19 protein-coding genes and 1 tRNA gene are annotated in these 16909 nt (G+C 64.4%); 9 read left to right on the plus strand and 11 right to left on the minus strand.

The genetic code is table 11. The features are described from left to right. Positions 1-179: 179 nt before the first annotated feature. Positions 180-1379: an acetyl-CoA C-acetyltransferase gene (locus tag AC20117_RS01675; protein ID WP_074701265.1), complete on the plus strand. Its 1200-nt coding sequence runs from the start codon at positions 180-182 to the stop codon at positions 1377-1379. A gap of 3 nt (positions 1380-1382) precedes the next feature. Then, entirely contained in the window at positions 1383-1862 is a 480-nt protein-coding gene (locus AC20117_RS01680; RefSeq protein WP_074701264.1) for an aminoacyl-tRNA deacylase, read from the plus strand. A 75-nt stretch (positions 1863-1937) separates the two neighbouring features. On the opposite strand, the gene rplL is transcribed toward AC20117_RS01680, so the two are convergent. The 3 genes from rplL to AC20117_RS01695 all read right to left on the minus strand — a co-directional run bounded on the left by rplL (position 1938) and on the right by AC20117_RS01695 (position 4350). Then, a complete protein-coding gene (gene rplL / locus AC20117_RS01685; RefSeq protein WP_074701263.1) occupies positions 1938-2315 on the minus strand; it encodes a 50S ribosomal protein L7/L12 in 378 nt (125 codons plus the stop codon). 74 nt (positions 2316-2389) lie between these two features. After that, positions 2390-2992: a 50S ribosomal protein L10 gene (gene rplJ, locus AC20117_RS01690; RefSeq protein ID WP_074701262.1), complete on the minus strand. Its 603-nt coding sequence runs from the start codon at positions 2990-2992 to the stop codon at positions 2390-2392. A gap of 257 nt (positions 2993-3249) precedes the next feature. Then, complete coding sequence (locus tag AC20117_RS01695) at positions 3250-4350, minus strand: GNAT family N-acetyltransferase (RefSeq protein WP_074701261.1); 1101 nt, start codon at positions 4348-4350, stop codon at positions 3250-3252. A gap of 143 nt (positions 4351-4493) precedes the next feature. Between AC20117_RS01695 and AC20117_RS01700 the strand changes: the two genes are divergently transcribed. Further along, complete coding sequence (locus AC20117_RS01700; RefSeq protein ID WP_211482311.1) at positions 4494-4961, plus strand: hypothetical protein; 468 nt, start codon at positions 4494-4496, stop codon at positions 4959-4961. A 122-nt stretch (positions 4962-5083) separates the two neighbouring features. Here the strand turns inward: AC20117_RS01700 and rplA are convergent, their stop codons facing one another. From rplA to AC20117_RS01725, 5 genes are all read right to left on the minus strand, one after another. Next, positions 5084-5791, minus strand: coding sequence for a 50S ribosomal protein L1 (rplA, locus tag AC20117_RS01705; RefSeq protein WP_074701259.1), 708 nt, complete (start codon positions 5789-5791; stop codon positions 5084-5086). Between the two features lie 171 nt (positions 5792-5962). Further along, positions 5963-6394, minus strand: a complete 432-nt coding sequence (gene rplK / locus AC20117_RS01710; RefSeq protein ID WP_074701258.1) for a 50S ribosomal protein L11 — start codon at positions 6392-6394, stop codon at positions 5963-5965. A gap of 125 nt (positions 6395-6519) precedes the next feature. Then, positions 6520-7386 carry a transcription termination/antitermination protein NusG gene (gene nusG, locus AC20117_RS01715; protein ID WP_074701257.1) on the minus strand — a complete coding sequence of 289 codons (867 nt, stop codon included), beginning with the start codon at positions 7384-7386 and terminating at the stop codon, positions 6520-6522. Positions 7387-7493: 107 nt separating this feature from the next. Beyond that, a complete protein-coding gene (gene secE, locus AC20117_RS01720) occupies positions 7494-7763 on the minus strand; it encodes a preprotein translocase subunit SecE (protein ID WP_083339782.1) in 270 nt (89 codons plus the stop codon). A gap of 113 nt (positions 7764-7876) precedes the next feature. Beyond that, positions 7877-7949, minus strand: a tRNA-Trp gene (locus tag AC20117_RS01725). Between the two features lie 294 nt (positions 7950-8243). On the opposite strand from AC20117_RS01725, the gene AC20117_RS01730 reads away from it, so the two are divergent. Beyond that, entirely contained in the window at positions 8244-9452 is a 1209-nt protein-coding gene (locus AC20117_RS01730; RefSeq protein WP_074701255.1) for a pyridoxal phosphate-dependent aminotransferase, read from the plus strand. An 84-nt stretch (positions 9453-9536) separates the two neighbouring features. Here AC20117_RS01730 and AC20117_RS01735 read toward each other — a convergent pair whose 3' ends face one another. Together AC20117_RS01735 and AC20117_RS01740 are read right to left on the minus strand one after the other, a co-directional pair. Continuing rightward, positions 9537-10187 (minus strand): LuxR C-terminal-related transcriptional regulator, encoded by a 651-nt coding sequence (locus AC20117_RS01735; RefSeq protein ID WP_101632503.1) that lies wholly within the window; start codon positions 10185-10187, stop codon positions 9537-9539. Beyond that, positions 10184-11545, minus strand: a complete 1362-nt coding sequence (locus tag AC20117_RS01740) for a PspC domain-containing protein (protein ID WP_074701254.1) — start codon at positions 11543-11545, stop codon at positions 10184-10186. Before AC20117_RS01740 ends, AC20117_RS01735 begins: the two co-directional genes overlap by 4 nt. A gap of 134 nt (positions 11546-11679) precedes the next feature. Here AC20117_RS01740 and AC20117_RS01745 point away from each other — a divergent pair, with 134 nt between their 5' ends. From AC20117_RS01745 to AC20117_RS01765, 5 genes are all read left to right on the plus strand, one after another. Then, on the plus strand, positions 11680-13182 hold the full coding sequence (locus AC20117_RS01745; protein ID WP_074701253.1) for a PspC domain-containing protein: 1503 nt from the start codon (positions 11680-11682) through the stop codon (positions 13180-13182). Next, a complete protein-coding gene (locus AC20117_RS01750) occupies positions 13179-13418 on the plus strand; it encodes a hypothetical protein (RefSeq protein ID WP_074701252.1) in 240 nt (79 codons plus the stop codon). The genes AC20117_RS01745 and AC20117_RS01750 overlap by 4 nt, the downstream gene beginning before the upstream one ends. 32 nt (positions 13419-13450) lie before the next feature. Beyond that, on the plus strand, positions 13451-13708 hold the full coding sequence (locus AC20117_RS01755; protein WP_074703294.1) for a PspC domain-containing protein: 258 nt from the start codon (positions 13451-13453) through the stop codon (positions 13706-13708). Between the two features lie 247 nt (positions 13709-13955). Further along, the gene (locus AC20117_RS01760) at positions 13956-14984 is read left to right on the plus strand and encodes a 6-phosphofructokinase (RefSeq protein ID WP_074701251.1); all 1029 of its coding nucleotides are present in this window, start codon (positions 13956-13958) and stop codon (positions 14982-14984) included. A gap of 36 nt (positions 14985-15020) precedes the next feature. Next, on the plus strand, positions 15021-15731 hold the full coding sequence (locus tag AC20117_RS01765; RefSeq protein WP_074701250.1) for a GNAT family N-acetyltransferase: 711 nt from the start codon (positions 15021-15023) through the stop codon (positions 15729-15731). 27 nt (positions 15732-15758) lie between these two features. Here AC20117_RS01765 and ygfZ read toward each other — a convergent pair whose 3' ends face one another. Then, on the minus strand, positions 15759-16844 hold the full coding sequence (gene ygfZ, locus AC20117_RS01770; protein ID WP_074701249.1) for a CAF17-like 4Fe-4S cluster assembly/insertion protein YgfZ: 1086 nt from the start codon (positions 16842-16844) through the stop codon (positions 15759-15761). Positions 16845-16909 lie beyond the last annotated feature (65 nt).

The following is a 16909-nucleotide window of genomic DNA, read 5'->3' on the forward strand; positions in this document are numbered from 1 at the left end:
CTTTGTCTTCCGCGCGGCTCCCCTGCAGCAGCTTCCCTGCTTATCCTGCGGCGGCCATCCTGCGGAACATCTGCGGCTGTTGCCGCGTTCCACAGATTGGAAGCTTATCGAACTCCCGCGCCAGCTAACTGTAGCCTGTCGGGAACAGCTATTTCAAGGATGAAAGCGAGCACAGGACAGTGTCAGGTAACAGAAACGACGTGGTAATTCTCGGCGGCGCCCGCACTCCGCAGGGCCGGCTCAACGGACAGCTGGCGGGTTTCAGCGCCGTCGAGCTCGGCAGCAAGGCCATCGCGGCGGCCCTCGAGCGCTCCGGCGTGCCGGCGGAGAACGTCGACTCGGTCATCATGGGACAGGTAATCCAGGCCGGCGCAGGACAGAATCCGGCCCGCCAGAGCGCCATTGGAGCCGGCATCGGCTGGGACGTCCCCACCGTGACCATCAACAAGGTGTGCCTCTCCGGCCTCGCGGCGATCACCGATGCAGCCCGTTTGATCCGCGCCGGCGAGGCAGACGTAGTAGTTGCCGGCGGCCAGGAGTCCATGACCAATGGACCGCATGTGCTCCCCGGTTCCCGGCAGGGCTGGACCTACGGCAACATCAACGTCGTCGACTCGGTGGCCCATGACGGACTGACCGACGCTTTCGACCACGAGTCCATGGGCGCCTCAACGGAACGCCGGAATACAGAGCTTGCCATCGACCGCACCGCCCAGGACGAGGTTGCCGCGGCATCGCACCAGCGCGCCGCCGCTGCCGCCGAATCCGGAGTGTTCGATGCGGAGATCGTCCCGGTCACGGTCCCCCAGCGCAAGGGCGATGACCTGGTGCTGACCAAGGACGAAGGTATCCGTCCGCAGACCACTGTAGAGTCGCTGGCACCGCTGAGGCCGGCCTTCGACAAGGATGGCACCATCACGGCGGGCAACTCGTCACCGCTTTCCGATGGCGCAGCCGCCGTAGTGCTGGCGACCCGCGGTTATGCCGAAGACAACGGACTCGAGTGGCTCGCCGTCGTCGGCAAACCGGGCCAGGTGGCCGGACCGGACACCTCCCTGCATTCGCAGCCATCCAACGCAATTGCCCAGGCCCTGAAGCGCGCCGGTTGGAGCACCTCGGATTTGGACTTCATCGAAATCAATGAGGCCTTCGGTTCCGTTGCCGTGCAGTCGCTGAAGGATCTGGACTACCCGCTGGAGAAGTGCAACCTCCACGGCGGGGCCATCGCACTGGGGCACCCGATCGGTGCTTCCGGTGCACGGCTGGCGCTGCATGCGGCCCATGAGCTCAAGCGCCGCAAGCAGGGCAAGGCCGCCGTTTCATTGTGCGGCGGCGGAGGCCAGGGCGAAGCGCTCCTGCTGTACCGCGACGAGGAGTAGCCAGTGGCTGACACTGCTGTCGGCAAGGACAGGTTCCTTGCCGACGCGGGCGACCGCGGGCTGGACGTGGAGCTGATTGCACGTCCGGCGGCTCGGAACCTGGCGGAGGCGGCGCAGCTGCTCGGGATCGCACCTGCGGACATCGTCAAGTCCCTCGTGGTTAAGCACAAGGACGGCACGTTCCTGTTCGCGCTGATTCCCGGCGACCGGCAGATCTCCTGGCCGAAACTACGTGCCTTGCTCGGGGTGAACAAGCTGTCCATGCCTGCTGCCGACGTCGCTTTCGAGGCCACCGGCTATCAGCGCGGCACCATCACGCCGCTGGGCAGCACCACGGCCTGGCCCGTCTATGCCGATGCCGCGATCACCGGCCGCCGCATCTCCATGGGCGCCGGGGAGCACGGCTACTCGGCCTTTGTGGATTCGGATGCCCTGATCAAGGCATTGGACGCTACCGTCGCGGACATCAGCGAACCGGAATAACGCCTCGGCCTCGGCCAGTGCAGACAAAAGAGCCCCGCACCTGAGTGCGGGGCTCTTTTGGGTGTTGCGAAAAGCTTACTTGACCGTGACGGTGGCGCCGGCAGCTTCGAGAGCTTCCTTGGCCTTGTCGGCAGCTTCCTTGGTTGCACCTTCGAGAACAGCCTTCGGAGCGCTGTCGACAACGTCCTTGGCTTCCTTCAGACCCAGCGAGGTCAGGGCGCGAACTTCCTTGATCACTGCGATCTTCTTGTCGCCAGCAGCTTCGAGGATAACGTCGAATTCGGTCTGCTCTTCAGCAGCCTCAGCGGCGCCACCGGCAGCGGGGCCGGCAACGGCAACGGCAGCAGCCGTGACGTCGAAGGTCTCTTCGAAGAGCTTCACGAAGTCGGAGAGCTCGATGATGGACAGTTCCTTGAAAGCTTCAATGAGCTCTTCGTTGGTGAGCTTCGCCATGGTTGGCGTCCTTCCTATAGGTGGTGTTCAGCGCATTGGCCGCGCACCAAGAGTTGTGGATTGGGAAGAGAGTCTTACTTCTCTTCGGCAGCAGCCTCGGCCGGAGCCTCGGTTGCCTCGGCAGCGGGAGCTTCTTCAGCAGCAGGTGCTTCTGCTGCCGGAGCTTCGGCAGCAGCAGTGTCTGCCGCACCGCCGTTCTCCTCCTGCTTGACGCGCAGTGCCTCGACAGTGCGGGCCAGGGCAGCCATCGGGGCCTTGAGGACGCCGGCAACGCGTGCCAGCTGGAACTCACGGGACTCGAGTGCGGCCAGCGCTGCAACACCGGGTGCGTCCAGGGCTTTGCCCTCGAAGAAACCGGTCTTGATGACGAGCTGCGGGTTGGACTTTGCGAAATCCGTCAGGGACTTTGCGGCTGCAACAGCGTCACCCTTGATGAAGGCGATAGCAGTGGGTCCGGAGAGCTGGTCATCGAATGCATCGATGCCGGCTTCCTTGGCTGCAATGCCAGTCAGGGTGTTCTTGACGACGGAGAACTTGGTCTCCTGGCCGAGAGAAACACGCAGCTCCTTGAGCTGTGCAACGGTAAGCCCGCGGTATTCGGTTAGGACTGCAGCGTTGGATTCCTTGAAATCAGTGGTGATCTCTTCAACTGCTGCCACCTTGTTTGGCGTTGCCATAACCCTCCTTCCGGGGAATAGTGCCGGTGGTTCGGGTCGCACGCATAAAAAACGCCCCGGGCAGATGCACGGGGCTTGGCCTACACACACCCGGCAGCACCGGATATGGAGGATTGCTTCGTTCACCTGCGCAGGCCGTCCCAGGCATGGGACTTTCGGTTGAATTCTTAGGGGAAATCAACGACCGACGGTCTTTGGTAGTTCAAGGTTACGCGATGGGATGGCCATGGCCAAATCGGGCATAGCCTGGCGACCAGTCAGGCGCTGGCACCCAGCCTTTTCTGCCATGCCGCCTCATACCCGGCGGGGACAAAACCCAAGGCATCGTTGATGGCGAGCATGTGCTCATTCTCGGCCGCATTCCAGGTCAGCAACCGCTGCCCTTCCGGCCAGATCCTGCCGACCCGCAGCAGGTTATGCGCCTTCATAAGCATGCCCAGACTGTGGCCGCGGTGGGCACGCAGGACCAAAGTGTCCTCCTGGTAAATGACGTCGGGCTTCTCCGGGTAGTAATCCAAAAAAGTATGCCCGGCAAGTTCTCCGCTCGCCAGCTGCAGGGCAGCGATGACGAGGGAATGGCCACCTTTACGCCGGAGTTCCTCTTCGCCTTGGCGTACCCTCGCGCGGTCCCAAGCTTCCTCCTGATAATCGATCTCACCCAACGGCACGTCCGTGCTCATTCTCTGCCGCAGCAACGCATACTGGTCCACGAATTCCTCCGGGCAAACGTCTTCCCAGACCACCAGCCGGTACTCCGCCGCCTTCGCAGCCGCCTGCGACTCCAGCGACTCGATCCTGGCGTCGTCCGCCGGCAGCGCAAGTACGCTGAAGCGCTCCACCTGCTCCAACTCATATCCATGGGACCGGGCGAAGCAGACGGCCGCCGAACTGCCCGGCAGTGAGCCTGTACCCGTTTTCGCTCGCAGGACGTCCGCTGCCTCCGGGTCAAAGCCCGCCCGGTGTTCACTATAGGACTGCAGCACCCTTCTGCCGTGGTCCCGGGCGGAGGCTTCAGCAGTCCACAGCAGTTCGCGTGCAATCCCCTGTCGACGGAAGCCGGGATGGACCATGACGTACACAAAGGCACTGTGCAGGTTGTCTCGCTTCGTCATTTCCAGGACGGCGCGGCCAACATGCCTGTCCCCGTCCTTGGCCGCCCACAGCAACGACTGCTCGTAATCATTGGCGCGGGCGCCCTCCAACCGCACGGCAGGGCTGACCCAAAGGTCGTTATTGCCCCACAGCTGGCCGGTCACCAGATTGGCCAGCTCGGAGGAGGCAACGAAATCCTCTGCATCCGAGGTCTCCAACGATTCGGGAATTCGGATGGGCTGTATGGTGATCGACGTCGTCGACATAGCGCCCTTCACTCAGTGATTGATTTTCCCCAATCAGCTTACCTGCTCCACCAATTCGACACCAGCAGCGATCTGCATGTCCAATCTCCTGCGAAGCCTTTCCCCGGCATCCCTCAACGGCCCTACGATGCAGTATGGAGCTCTTGAGCGGACGCGCTGGAAAACGAGCGGTGGCATTCATCGGCCGCGGCATGCTGGCAGGAATGGCCGGAACCGTGGTCATGACAGCCTTCCAGAGGCTGGTAGAAATGCCGATCACCGGGCGCCCGGACAGTTATGCGCCCGCAGAGCTCACGGAGAAGTTCCTGCCGGTGACGGTCGAGTCCATCCGCGGACGCAAGCTGCTGAACTACAGTGCGCATTTCGCCATCGGAGCCATGTGGGGAGCAGCCTACGGCACCGCCGCGGCACTCGGGCTGCGCGGCCAGAAGGCCATCAATACCGTCTTCGCCGTCGTGTACGGGGGTGAACTGCTGGGCGGATCGCTGTCCGGTTTCTCCCGGCCATCTGAATGGAGCGCACAGGACTGGGCCGTGGACGTCGTGGACATCTATGTCCAGGCCCAGGCGACGGGGCTCGTCTTTGACCGCCTGCTGGCACCCAAGTCTTAGCCGCCTTGCGGGAGCGGCGGCCGCGTCAGGGCCGGCTAGTTAAGCGCCACTTAAACGAACAGAACGGCCGCAGCATGATGCTGGGCCGTTCTGTTGTAGAAGATCCCGTAGGGATTGCTTCCTTAGGCTTCGGTGGAAACCTTGGTGACGTTCGGGTCCATCGAGATGCCCGGGCCGAAGGTCGTTGCAACGGTGGCCTTCGAGATGTAGCGGCCCTTGGAAGCGGACGGCTTCAGGCGAAGCACCTCTTCCAGTGCGGCTGCGTAGTTCTCCACCAGCTTGTTGGTATCGAAGGAAACCTTGCCGATGATGAAGTGAAGGTTGGCGTGCTTGTCGACGCGGAAGTCGATCTTGCCACCCTTGATGTCGTTGACAGCCTTGGCCACGTCCGGGGTCACGGTGCCGGTCTTCGGGTTCGGCATCAGGTTACGCGGGCCGAGGACCTTACCGAGGCGTCCAACCTTGCCCATCAGGTCCGGGGTTGCCACGGCGGCGTCGAAGTCGGTCCAGCCGCCCTGGATCTTTTCGATCAGGTCATCGGAACCAACGAAGTCGGCGCCGGCCGCGATTGCGGCTTCAGCCTTATCACCGGTGGCGAAAACCAGGACGCGTGCGGTCTTACCGGTGCCGTGCGGCAGGTTGACCGTACCGCGGACCATCTGGTCAGCCTTACGGGGATCGACGCTGAGGCGCAGTGCAACCTCAACGGTGGCGTCGAACTTGGAAGGATTGCTTTCCTTCGCCAGGGTGATTGCCTCGACCGGGGCGTACTGCTTGTCCGCCTCGATCTTGGCTACAGCTGCCTCATATGCTTTGCTGCGCTTTGCCATCTGCTTTTTCTCCTTGTGCAGTTGTGGTCTGCGGACCGCGCCCGGCCCTGCCACTACGACGGCGTTGCCACCTTGAAAAGGTGACGTATGGCGCCGTCGTTCTTTAGTTTTGTCTTGTTTGCTTCCGGCCTGGGAAACCCTGTGGCCGTTCAGCGGTAACGCCTTGGGGAATTAGCCCTCGACGGTGATGCCCATGGAGCGGGCGGTGCCGGCGATGATCTTGGCAGCAGCCTGGATGTCGTTGGCGTTGAGGTCATCCATCTTGGTGGAGGCGATCTCTTCAACCTGAGCCTGGGTCAGCTTGGCTACCTTGGTGGTGTGCGGGGTTGCGGAACCCTTCTGCACGCCAGCAGCCTTCTTGATCAGTTCTGCAGCCGGCGGGGTCTTGGTGATGAAGGTGAAGGAACGGTCTTCGTAAACCGTGATTTCAACCGGGATCACATTTCCGCGCTGGGCTTCCGTAGCGGCGTTGTACGCCTTGCAGAATTCCATGATGTTGACACCGTGCTGACCAAGTGCCGGACCAATCGGCGGTGCCGGGTTGGCGGCGCCTGCCTGGATCTGCAGCTTGATGAGGCCGGTGACCTTTTTCTTCGGGGCCATATCGGGTCCTTCTCTAATTTACGTACCGCAGACACAGGAGCGTGCCGGCGGTGGTTTGGCCGCCATGGCGTGGCGGCCGCCCGCGCAGTTCCGGCTAAAGCGGGCCGGGCTGCGCGAAATCTTTACTACTGGATCTTGGTGACCTGGTTGAACGAGAGCGTAACCGGAGTCTCGCGCTCGAAGATGGTCACCAGAACCACCAGCTGCTGGGATTCCGGCTTGATCTCGGAGATCGTGGCAGGCAAGGTCTCGAACGGGCCGTCATTGACCGTGACCGATTCGCCGACCTCGAAGTCCACCGTGATCGGGGCCGAAGGCTGTGCAGCCTTGGAGGGCTTGCCACCCTCGGTCTTGCCGGCGGTGACGGTGTGCTCCAGCATGGAGAACACTTCGTTCAGGCTCAGCGGAACCGGGTTGTGGGCGTTGCCGACAAAGCCGGTCACACCGGGAGTGTGGCGCACGGCGCCCCACGAAGCATCCGTCAGTTCCATGCGGACCAGCACATAGCCGGGGATGCGCACGCGGTTGACGATCTTGCGCGTGGTGTTCTTGATCTCCACGACCTCTTCCATGGGGACCTGGATCTCGAAGATGTAGTCCTCCATGTTCAGGGTCTGGATACGGGTCTCCAGGTTGACCTTCACACGGTTTTCGTAGCCGGCGTACGAGTGGATGACGTACCAGTCACCCTCCTGGCGGCGCAGCTTGGCGCGGAACGCCTCGACCGGATCCTCTTCAGGGGCTGCGGCGGGCTCCACTGCGGAAGCTTCCTCTGCGTCGGCGTCGGCAAGCTCTTCGCCTTCGGCCGGCTCTTCGCCTTCGGCCGGTGCGGTTTCAACGGTTGCTTCGTCGGCCGGTTCCGTTTCCTCGGAAACTTCCCCGGGAACGTCGGAAGCCGGTGCCTGATCGGCACCGGTCTCAGTAGCCTGATCCTCGGCTTCCAGATCAGCGGTTTCCTCGGTGGTCTGCGACTCGAGTTCCTGCTCGGACACTTAGCTTCCTGCTTTCTTCTTCAGCTCTGTTGATTCAATGGCGCCTGATTCTCAGGCCCGGCGCGTTGCCGTCTCCGGTGCACACGGCAGAATCCTGAGCAAAGACGCTACCGTTCGGGCGCTCCGTCACCGAAGATGTAGAGCGAGCCCTGGCCGAAAGCCAGATCCAAAACTGTCACGATCAGCATCATGATGACCACGAAGGCAATCACCACGAGGGTGTAATTCAGCAGTTCCTTGCGGGTGGGTGTGACCACCTTTTTCAGCTCACCGATTACCTGGCGGACAAAAAGGACGATCTTGCCGAAGAATCCGCGCTTGTCGGACTTCCTGCCTGAGGGGCGTCCCTTGGAGCTGTTGGCAGCCGTTTCGGTCAACCTGTGCCTCACTCATCTAGTCCGGTACACGGCCCGCCGGCGGAGACCGGCAACGCCGCTAGCTTCTACGTTGGATTGCTGAACTGCTGCTTCCCGTCCAAGACGGTTATGCGCAGGGCAGACAGGACTCGAACCTGCAACCTGCGGTTTTGGAGACCGCTGCGCTACCAATTGCGCCACTACCCTATGCGTTGAAACCAAGAGGTAAGCGTCCGGAATACGGGCGCAAACCATCATGGCGTTTTTCAACACCGAGGTCTAAGTCTACGTCAGGGAAACCCTCACGTCGAACCAGCCCTCATGCCGCCTTCACCAAGCGACTCTCCATTATGCAACATTTCCGCCGTCGTTATTAAACCGAACGGCTTGCAGGGCATTCATCTGGACGCTTTTCCCTGCCCAAGACAGGACAGGCCGCGGGGCAAGCCCCTAAACTGGGCCATGGACCAATTGTTCTGACGCCTCAAAGACGGGAAATCCATGCCTGCCAACGCGCGCATCTCACAGCGCATAGCCTCCATCGCCGAATCCGCCACCCTGGCTGTCGACGCAAAAGCCAAGGCACTGAAGGCAGCCGGACGTCCGGTCATCGGCTTCGGCGCGGGCGAGCCGGACTTCCCCACCCCGGATTACGTTGTCGAAGCCGCAGTGAAGGCCGCCCGCGAGCCGCGGTTCCACCGCTACTCCCCCGCCGGCGGGCTTCCGGAGCTGAAGCAGGCCATTGCCGAAAAGACGCTGCGGGACTCCGGCTACCAGGTCGACCCGGCCCAGGTGCTGGTCACCAACGGCGGCAAGCAGGCCGTCTACGAATCCTTCGCCACCCTGCTGGATCCGGGCGACGAGGTTCTGGTGCCGACGCCGTACTGGACCACCTACCCGGAAGCAATCCGGCTGGCCGGCGGTGTCCCGGTGGAGATTTTCGCCGGTCCCGAACAGGGCTACCTGGTGAACGTCGACCAGCTGGAAGCAGCGGTGACCAAGAACACCAAAGTCCTGCTGTTCGTGTCGCCGTCCAACCCCACCGGTGCCGTGTACTCGCCGGAGCAGGTTGCGGAAATCGGCCGCTGGGCCGCGTCCAAGGGCCTGTGGGTCATTACCGACGAAATCTACGAACACCTCACGTACGACGGCGTGCCGTTCACTTCCATTGCCACGGCAGCTCCGGAGCTCGGAGACAAGGTCGTGATCCTCAACGGTGTGGCCAAGACGTATGCCATGACCGGTTGGCGGGTGGGCTGGATGGTCGGCCCGAAGGATGTCATCAAGGCCGCCACCAACATGCAGTCCCACGCCACCTCCAACGTCGCGAACGTCTCGCAGATGGCTGCGCTGGCCGCCGTCTCCGGACCGCTGACGGCCGTGGACGAGATGAAGGTCGCCTTCGACCGCCGCCGCAAGGCCATGGTTGACGGGCTCAACGCCATCGAAGGCATCGAATGCCCGACGCCAAAGGGCGCCTTCTACGCCTACGCGGATGTGCGCGGGCTGCTGGGCAAGGAGATCGACGGCGTCCGCCCGTCCACCTCGGCCGAACTGGCTTCGCTGGTGCTGGACAAGGTGGAAGTAGCCATCGTTCCCGGTGAGGCCTTCGGTCCGTCCGGCTTCGTACGCCTCTCCTACGCGCTCGGCGACGAGGATCTGGCCACCGGCATCGGCCGCCTGCAGGACTTCCTCGGTACCGCCAAGTAAGCCAAGTTAGCCGCCTCATCGGGTGCCGGTCTCCTTCGGGAGGCCGGCACTCCGGCTTTAACCCCGTTCCTAGAATCCGGCGGTTTACAGGATCCGGCGGTCCACGGCCCAGCGCGTAAGCTCGTGGCGCGAGGACAGCTGGAGTTTCCGCAGCACCGCCGACACATGCGTTTCCACGGTCTTGATGGAGATAAACAGTTCCTTGGCCACCTCCTTATAGCTGTAACCACGGGCGATCAGCCGCATGACCTCCAGCTCGCGGGCCGAGAGCTTGTCCAGCTCGTCGTCAACGGAAGCAACAGCGGCCGTGCCGAAGGCATCCAGCACGAATCCGGCCAGCCGCGGAGAGAAGGCCGCGTCTCCCCCGGCCACGCGCACCACGGCATCCGAAATCTCCGCTCCGGAAATGGTCTTCGTGACATAGCCGCGCGCACCGGCCCGGATGACGGTCACAACGTCCTCGGCGGAGTCCGAAACACTTAGTGCCAGGAACCGGGTGGAGGCCAGCAGATCCGCACAGCCGGCAACCACTTCGGCACCCCCGCCGCCGCGGCCGCCGGGCAGATGCACATCCAGAAGAACGACGGCGGGCCTCACCTCGTGGATGACGGCAATGGCTTCGTCCACGGTTGCGGCCTCCGCAATGACGTCGATCCTGGAATCCAGGTCCGCTTTCAAGCCCGACCTGAAAATGGCGTGGTCATCGACCACGACGATGCGGATGGGGTCGGTCATGAGTGGTTTCCTTCCTCAGGATGCTTCAGGCTCAAATGTACTTCGGTGCCGTTTCCGGTGTTGCGGATACGAGCCTCGCCGCCATGGCGCTCCATCCTGCGGATCAGTGATTCCCGGACGCCCAGCCGGTCGGCGGGCACATTGGCCAGTTCGAAACCGGGGCCGCGGTCGCGGACGAAGACGTCCGTGCTGCCCCGGGTCTTTTCCAGGTAGACCGAGATGCTGCCGCCGGCGTGCTTGGCCGCGTTCTGCACAGCTTCCCGGGTGGCATGGATCAGGGCCTCGTGCTGTTCCGTCATCGGCGCATCGCCCACCGCCACCACGTCGATCGGATGACCGTACGCGTCCTCGATTTCCGCAGCGACGGCTTTGATCCGGTCCACCAGATTGCCTTCTTCCTTGCGCTTGTCCCGGTACAGCCATTCGCGCAATTCGCGTTCCTGGGCACGGGCCAGCCGCGTGACGTCCTGTTCCGAGGCGGCCCGGTTCTGGATCAGGGCCAGCGTCTGCAGTACCGAATCGTGCAGGTGCGCCGCAATTTCGGCCCGTTCAGTCTCCCGGATCCTGCCGGAGCGTTCGGCTTCGAGATCGGTCCAGTACTTGACCACCCACGGGGCCAGGACCAGCCCGACGCCGGCCAGGACGGCCAGCGTGGCCAGCAGCGTCGGCCACATCACGTCCCAGCTGATGGAACCGGAGATCAGGATGAAAATGCCGGCCACCACGAACACGAGTCCTGCGATGAGCCGTACTACCCCCTGCGCGCCGGTGGCCCCCGCACGGTCCATGATGCCGTTGCGCCGGGAGTTATCCAACTGCATCCAGGCGAGCACGGCCCCGGTGACAATGGCGAGCATTGGCAGCCAGGTTTCCCACGGTACGTTGAAGCCTGCCAACTGGGCGACGAAGGCTCCGCCGGCCAGGACCAGCGCCGCGCCGACAGCGATCTCCCAGCCGCCGCGCTGCATGAGTTCGGCGGTGCGGGTCCTGCCGCCGGGGCCAGCAGCAGAGGTAGCCGCAGCCGGAGTGCCGATCGGGCGTTGCGCAGGCGGCACGCCGGTTCCCGGCAGGAGGCCAGTCGGCGTTGGACCCGCCGGCCTCGGTCCGCCGAAGTTGCGGGCGAAGTTTCCGGCGATGTTGCGCGGGTTGAAGGCCGCGTTGTCGGCCCGGGCTGCCTCGTCCGCCGTCGGAACCAGCAGCCAGAGCCAGGCATAGAGCAACAGCCCGGCGCCGCTGGCGAGGGTGAGTACGGCCATCGAAATCCTGACCGACTTGACCGAAAGCCCCAGATGGGCGGCCAGCCCGGAGCAGACGCCCGCAATAATGCGGTCGGCGGGACGGACAAGAGGTGCGTACATGCCTTAATCCAAGCACGCCCGGCGGCGGGTCTGAACCAATCCGCGCGGATCTCAGGGCCCCTCGGCCACCGCTCAGGGAAGCTTCAGGGTAGCCCCCCATAGAACCAACCGGCGCGGCTTGGAATGATCGGACTATGACCTCACACCCCTCTGAACCATCCCGACCGGAAGGCTCCACGGACCGTCCCGGCGACGAGGATGTCCGCGGCACGGAATCGCCGGCGCCTCCTGCCTACACGCCCCCGCAGCCGTCCGGCAGCAACAGCTTCTTCGACTGGTTCCGCAGTCTGGGCACACCGCGCGGACAGGACCGCTGGGTCGGTGGCGTGGCCTCCGGCATCGCCCACCGGGTCGGGCTCGATCCGATTCTGGTCCGCGGCATCTTCGTGCTGCTGTTCATCTTCGGCGGCATCGGCGTCCTGCTGTATGGCCTTGCGTGGGCACTGCTGCCGGAACCGGACGGCAGGATCCACGCCGAGGAAGCCGGCCGGGGCCGCTGGACCTCGGGCATGACCGGAGCACTGATCGTCACCGTCCTCGGGCTGTTTGCCTGGCCCTTCGGCTTCTTCGCCGAAGGCTGGGACTTCGGCGGCTTCCTCTGGGCGGTGATCTGGCTGGGAGCCATCGTCTACTTCATCTACTGGCTCGCTACGCGTAACCGCGCCACGCCGCCGCCGGCATACGGCCCGTACGGTCCTGCACCGCAGGGCTTCGCCCCGGCCGCTCCCGGAGCTCCGGTTCCGCCTGCTTACGGCCCGGCCGCCGGCTCAGCCGCCGGTTCAGCCTATGGCCTGCCCACTGAGGGCGTGACGGGACGGGAGCAGGATCCGACCATCCCGCTGGATCCGGTTGGCATGCCGCACGCCGCCGCCGGCGATCCCTACACCACTGGGGCCCAGCCGGCAACGGAACAGCAGTGGCCCGTTTACACACCCCGGCCGGTTCGTCCTCCGGTGCCGCCGAAACCGCGGCGGCGCGGGCCCTCCGGTGCCGATATCGCCCTCACGCTGGGAGCAGCGCTGCTGGCGGGCGGCATCCTGCTGGCCCTGAACCAGCTGGGCTACCTCACCCTGGCCGGCGCCTGGCTGCCGGTAGCCACAGCGGCCGCACTGTTGTGCATCGGACTGGGCATCGTGGTCCTGGGCCTCCGCGGCCGCACCTCGGGCGTCCTCGGGTTCCTGGCTGCCGTCGGCGTCGTTCTCTCACTGGTCTTTACCGCCGGTGTGCAGTGGCAGACCGCCAACTATGCGGTCGGTACGAACTCCACCTGGACTCCCGAAGCGGGGGCACCTGCCAGCGAGGGCTACAGCGTTGTAGCCGGCAACGGAACCGTGGATCTGACCGACGTCACCGCCAGCACCTTCGGCGGCCCCGTGGTGGTGCCGGTGAACGCGGCGGCCGCGTCCGTGACGGTGATTGTGCCCGAGGACGTTCCGGTAGAAGTCCAGGCCGCCGTGGCGATGGGCAACGTTGAATACGAGGCGGACGGCCAAAGCCGGCAGACCGCTGGCATGTGGCAGCCGGGGTCCTTCATCATCAACGACGACGGCTCCGGGCCGGACATCATCCTGCAGATCAAGGGCGCAGCCAGCGATGTGAACATTGTTGAAGCCCAGGGAAGGGAAGGCTCGCAATGAGTACTGAAAACAACGACGGCGGCATCACCGGCCCGAGCACGGGAACCATTGTTTGGGGCCTGATCGCTGTAGCAGTGGGCCTGCTGGTCCTGCTCAGCGTGCTCTGGGAAATCAGCTTCGACGTCGGCCACGTCCTGATTGCCCTGCTGATCGGTTCCGGCCTCGCGCTGGTGGCCGGGGGCATCTGGAGCGTCCTGCGCAACAAGGACAATTCGGCCGACGCCGACGACAAGTGACAATCGAACCCAAACACGAAAGCATTGATCCCATGGACACCCTTTACAAGACTCTCCGTTCCATCCCGGTCCGCCGCGGCCCCAACCGCTGGGTAGGAGGTGTCTGCGGCGGCATTGCCGAGAAGTTCGGCTGGGACGCCACCGTGGTCCGCATCGTTACCCTGCTGCTCTTCCTCTTTCCCGGCATTGGCGTCGCCGCTTATTTGGTGGCCTGGCTGCTGCTGCCCAAGTATGACGGCAGCATCGCGCTGGAGAGGTTGCTCCAGAGCAAGGGCACCCGCCGCCGCTGAGAGCAGTTATCGCCGGCTGCTGCCGCTGGCTGTTGCCGCCGGGTGCCGCCGACACGGCCGAATGAAGGTCCCCGCGAGATCCGCCGCGGGGACCTTCTGCTGTTCCGGTGTATCGATTTTTTGCCTCTGCAGCAGGCGCATGCAGCGTCAGGGGTGCCCTCGTCAGTGGAGTTGCCTAGAATCGAAGGGAGCCCGACGGTGCGCTCTGGAGACGATCGGCAATTCCCGCGACGAAAGTTGGACCTGAGTGAAAATCGGCATCATGACCAGCGGTGGCGACTGCCCCGGCCTGAACGCGGTGATCCGCGGCGTTGTGCTCAAAGGCATCAAGTCCCATGACCACGAGTTTGTCGGCTTCCTCGATGGCTGGCGGGGCGTCGTCGACGGGGACATTATCGAACTGCCCCGCCAGCGCGTGCGCGGCATTTCCAAACAGGGCGGAACCATCCTCGGTACCTCCCGCACCAATCCCTACGACGGACCCAACGGCGGTCCGGAGAACATTGCGGCCACGCTGGACCGCCTGGATGTGGATGCGCTCATCGCCATCGGCGGGGAAGGGACCTTGGCGGGCGCTCGTGAACTGACGGACGCGGGCCTGCCGATTGTCGGAGTGCCGAAAACCATCGACAATGACCTTGACGCCACGGACTACTCGTTTGGTTTCGATACAGCCGTCCAGATCGCCACCGAGGCCATCGACCGGCTGCGCACCACCGGTGAATCGCACCACCGGTGCATGATCGCCGAGGTCATGGGCCGCCACGTCGGTTGGATTGCCCTGCACGCCGGGATGGCTTCCGGCGCCCATGCCATCCTCATTCCGGAGCAGAAGGTGAGCACCGCCCAGGTCGCCGAGTGGGTCCGCGAGGCTCACGACCGCGGCCGTGCCCCCTTGGTAGTGGTGGCCGAAGGCTGGGTTCCGGAGGGCGACGCCGAGCCCTGGGCCGAACGCGGCACGGACGCTTCCGGCCGTCCCCGGCTGGGCGGCATCGGTGAACACCTCGCGCCGGAAATCGAGGCCCTGACCGGCATCGAAACCCGGGCCGCGACCTTGGGCCATATCCAGCGCGGCGGCGTTCCCTCGGCCTATGACCGCGTCCTGGCCACCCGGCTCGGCATGGCTGCCGTCGACGCCGTTTCGGACAAACGCTGGGGAACCATGGTCTCCCTGCACGGCACCGACGTCGTCGTTGTTCCGTTCGAAGAGGCGCTCGGAAACCTGAAGACCGTGCCGCAGCACCGCTACGACGAGGCGGCAGTTCTCTTTGGCTGAGCCGGTCAGGAACTGGGTAGATGTAGGGTGGCAAACATGAAACTGGACTCAGGCACCGCGGATATTGTGATGCTGGCCTGGGCACGCATGCTCGGCTTCGAGGATTCCGCCTTCGCGTCGCCGTCGGGCCGGTTGACCCGGATAGACAACGACGCCGACACCCTCACCTTTGTGCGGCTGTTCGGCAGATCGGCGCTGGTCGGTCCGGAATGGGCCGTGGAGGCCGCGGCAGGCCATACCGACGCCGAGCTGGCCGAGTACCAGACGCTGCTCCAGCTGACCAAGGGCCACGGCGGCCACGGCCTGGGCAAGTCCCGGCTGTACTTTGCCGATGACCTGCCGATGGTCCAGCCGGACGAGGAAGTCACGGTTTCCACCGCCGTTCAGGACGCCTCCCGGCTGGAGTCGCTGTGCCCGCCGGATGACATCCACGAGGTGGCACTCACCGCGATGGACAAGTCCTTTGTCCTGGTCAACGGAACCGAACCCATAGCCGGCTCCGGTTACAAAGAGTGGCAGCAGATCCTGGGCCATATCGGGGTGCTGACCGCGCCGAGATACCGCCAGCGCGGGATCGGAACGTTGATCGGGGCCATTGCCGGCCACGAGGCGCTCACGGCCGGACTCATCCCGCAATGGCGCTGCCACGAAACCAACGAGGCCTCTCGCGCCACCGCGCTGGCACTGGGCTTCATTGAATCCGGCACACAGACGTCTGCCCACCTGCAGGCAGGCGGCCAAAGCTAGATCCCGGCCGCCGCCTGCACGGGTGGGTCAGCGGGGTCCGCCGCGCAGCAAGCCCTTGGGCCGGCCTACTACCGAGCCGGCGTCCGGCGCCACGATGACCTCCTGGGCCGCGTCGTAGTGCGAGTCCTCGTCTACCACCAGCAGCTGGGTCTCCGGGTCCACGGAGCGCTTAATCACGGCCAGCGCCACCGGGCCCATCTCAAAGTGCAGGGCCGCGGACGTTACCGTCCCGACCTTGCGCTCGCCCAGCCGGACTTCGCTGCCGGCGGCGGGGAGGGTGTGCTGCGACCCGTCCAGCTGCAGGAAGACGAGGCGCCGCGGCGGGTGGCCCAGGTTGTGCACCCGGGCAATCGTCTCCTGGCCCTTGTAACAGCCCTTGTCCATGTGCACGGCGGTGCGCATCAGGTCCAGCTCGTGCGGGATCGTCTTTTCGTCGGTCTCGGTCCCGAAACGCGGCCGCCAGGCGGCAATGCGCAGCGCTTCCACTGCCAGTGAGCCTGCCAGTTCCTTGCCGTCCACCGCCGATTCGAGTTCCGCTGCGGGAACGAGATATTCGAACCAGGTCCGCTCCCGGCCCGGGTGCTGCGGTTCTTCAATCCTCGTGTAGGCGAAGCCGCCGGCGCCGACCTCGGGCCACGGGTCCTGCCACACCAGCCGCTCCTCAAAGCCGGCAACAGCCTTCGCTGCCCCGACAACAGCCCACTGCGCCGAGACGTCCGCGATCTCCACGCGGAGCATGAACTTCATTTTGTTCAGCCACTCGGCCAGGCCCTCGGCTTCGAAGGCCTCCACGATGAGCCACGTTGTTTCGCCGTCGTCGATCACGCGGGTGTCATATTCAATCCGGCCTTGGACGGTCAACAGCAGGGCTTCGCTGGATTCACCGGGCTTCAATCCCAGCAGCAGCTGAGAGGACAAGGTGTTGAGCCAGCTCAGGCGGTCGGGCCCGGTAACCGTAACGACACCGCGGTGGGACAGATCGGCCAGGGCCTCGCCGCGCGCAAGCAGACGCTGCTCGCGCATTGGGTCCCCGTAGTGGGCGGCAACGCCGGCATCGGGGCCGGTGGCCTCGACGGCGCCGGGGCGGGACAACAGAGGGCTTTGATAAGTCATACCAGCGTCAACGTCCTAGCGGCTACGGTATTCCCCACGGCGTCGCTGCCAACGGGACAAGGGAT

Origin of the sequence: Arthrobacter crystallopoietes (genome assembly GCF_002849715.1) — a bacterium.
Taxonomy (GTDB): domain Bacteria; phylum Actinomycetota; class Actinomycetes; order Actinomycetales; family Micrococcaceae; genus Crystallibacter; species Crystallibacter crystallopoietes.

Bases quoted from the DNA above. Each gene is read 5' to 3' on its own strand.
- rplL (WP_074701263.1), bottom strand. From the start codon at position 2,315: ATGGCGAAGCTCACCAACGAAGAGCTCATTGAAGCTTTCAAGGAACTG.
- rplJ (WP_074701262.1), bottom strand. From the start codon at position 2,992: ATGGCAACGCCAAACAAGGTGGCAGCAGTTGAAGAGATCACCACTGAT.
- AC20117_RS01695 (WP_074701261.1), bottom strand. From the start codon at position 4,350: ATGTCGACGACGTCGATCACCATACAGCCCATCCGAATTCCCGAATCG.
- rplA (WP_074701259.1), bottom strand. From the start codon at position 5,791: ATGGCAAAGCGCAGCAAAGCATATGAGGCAGCTGTAGCCAAGATCGAG.
- rplK (WP_074701258.1), bottom strand. From the start codon at position 6,394: ATGGCCCCGAAGAAAAAGGTCACCGGCCTCATCAAGCTGCAGATCCAG.
- AC20117_RS01730 (WP_074701255.1), top strand. From the start codon at position 8,244: ATGCCTGCCAACGCGCGCATCTCACAGCGCATAGCCTCCATCGCCGAA.
- AC20117_RS01735 (WP_101632503.1), bottom strand. From the start codon at position 10,187: ATGACCGACCCCATCCGCATCGTCGTGGTCGATGACCACGCCATTTTC.
- AC20117_RS01740 (WP_074701254.1), bottom strand. From the start codon at position 11,545: ATGTACGCACCTCTTGTCCGTCCCGCCGACCGCATTATTGCGGGCGTC.
- AC20117_RS01745 (WP_074701253.1), top strand. From the start codon at position 11,680: ATGACCTCACACCCCTCTGAACCATCCCGACCGGAAGGCTCCACGGAC.
- AC20117_RS01750 (WP_074701252.1), top strand. From the start codon at position 13,179: ATGAGTACTGAAAACAACGACGGCGGCATCACCGGCCCGAGCACGGGA.
- AC20117_RS01755 (WP_074703294.1), top strand. From the start codon at position 13,451: ATGGACACCCTTTACAAGACTCTCCGTTCCATCCCGGTCCGCCGCGGC.
- AC20117_RS01765 (WP_074701250.1), top strand. From the start codon at position 15,021: ATGAAACTGGACTCAGGCACCGCGGATATTGTGATGCTGGCCTGGGCA.
- ygfZ (WP_074701249.1), bottom strand. From the start codon at position 16,844: ATGACTTATCAAAGCCCTCTGTTGTCCCGCCCCGGCGCCGTCGAGGCC.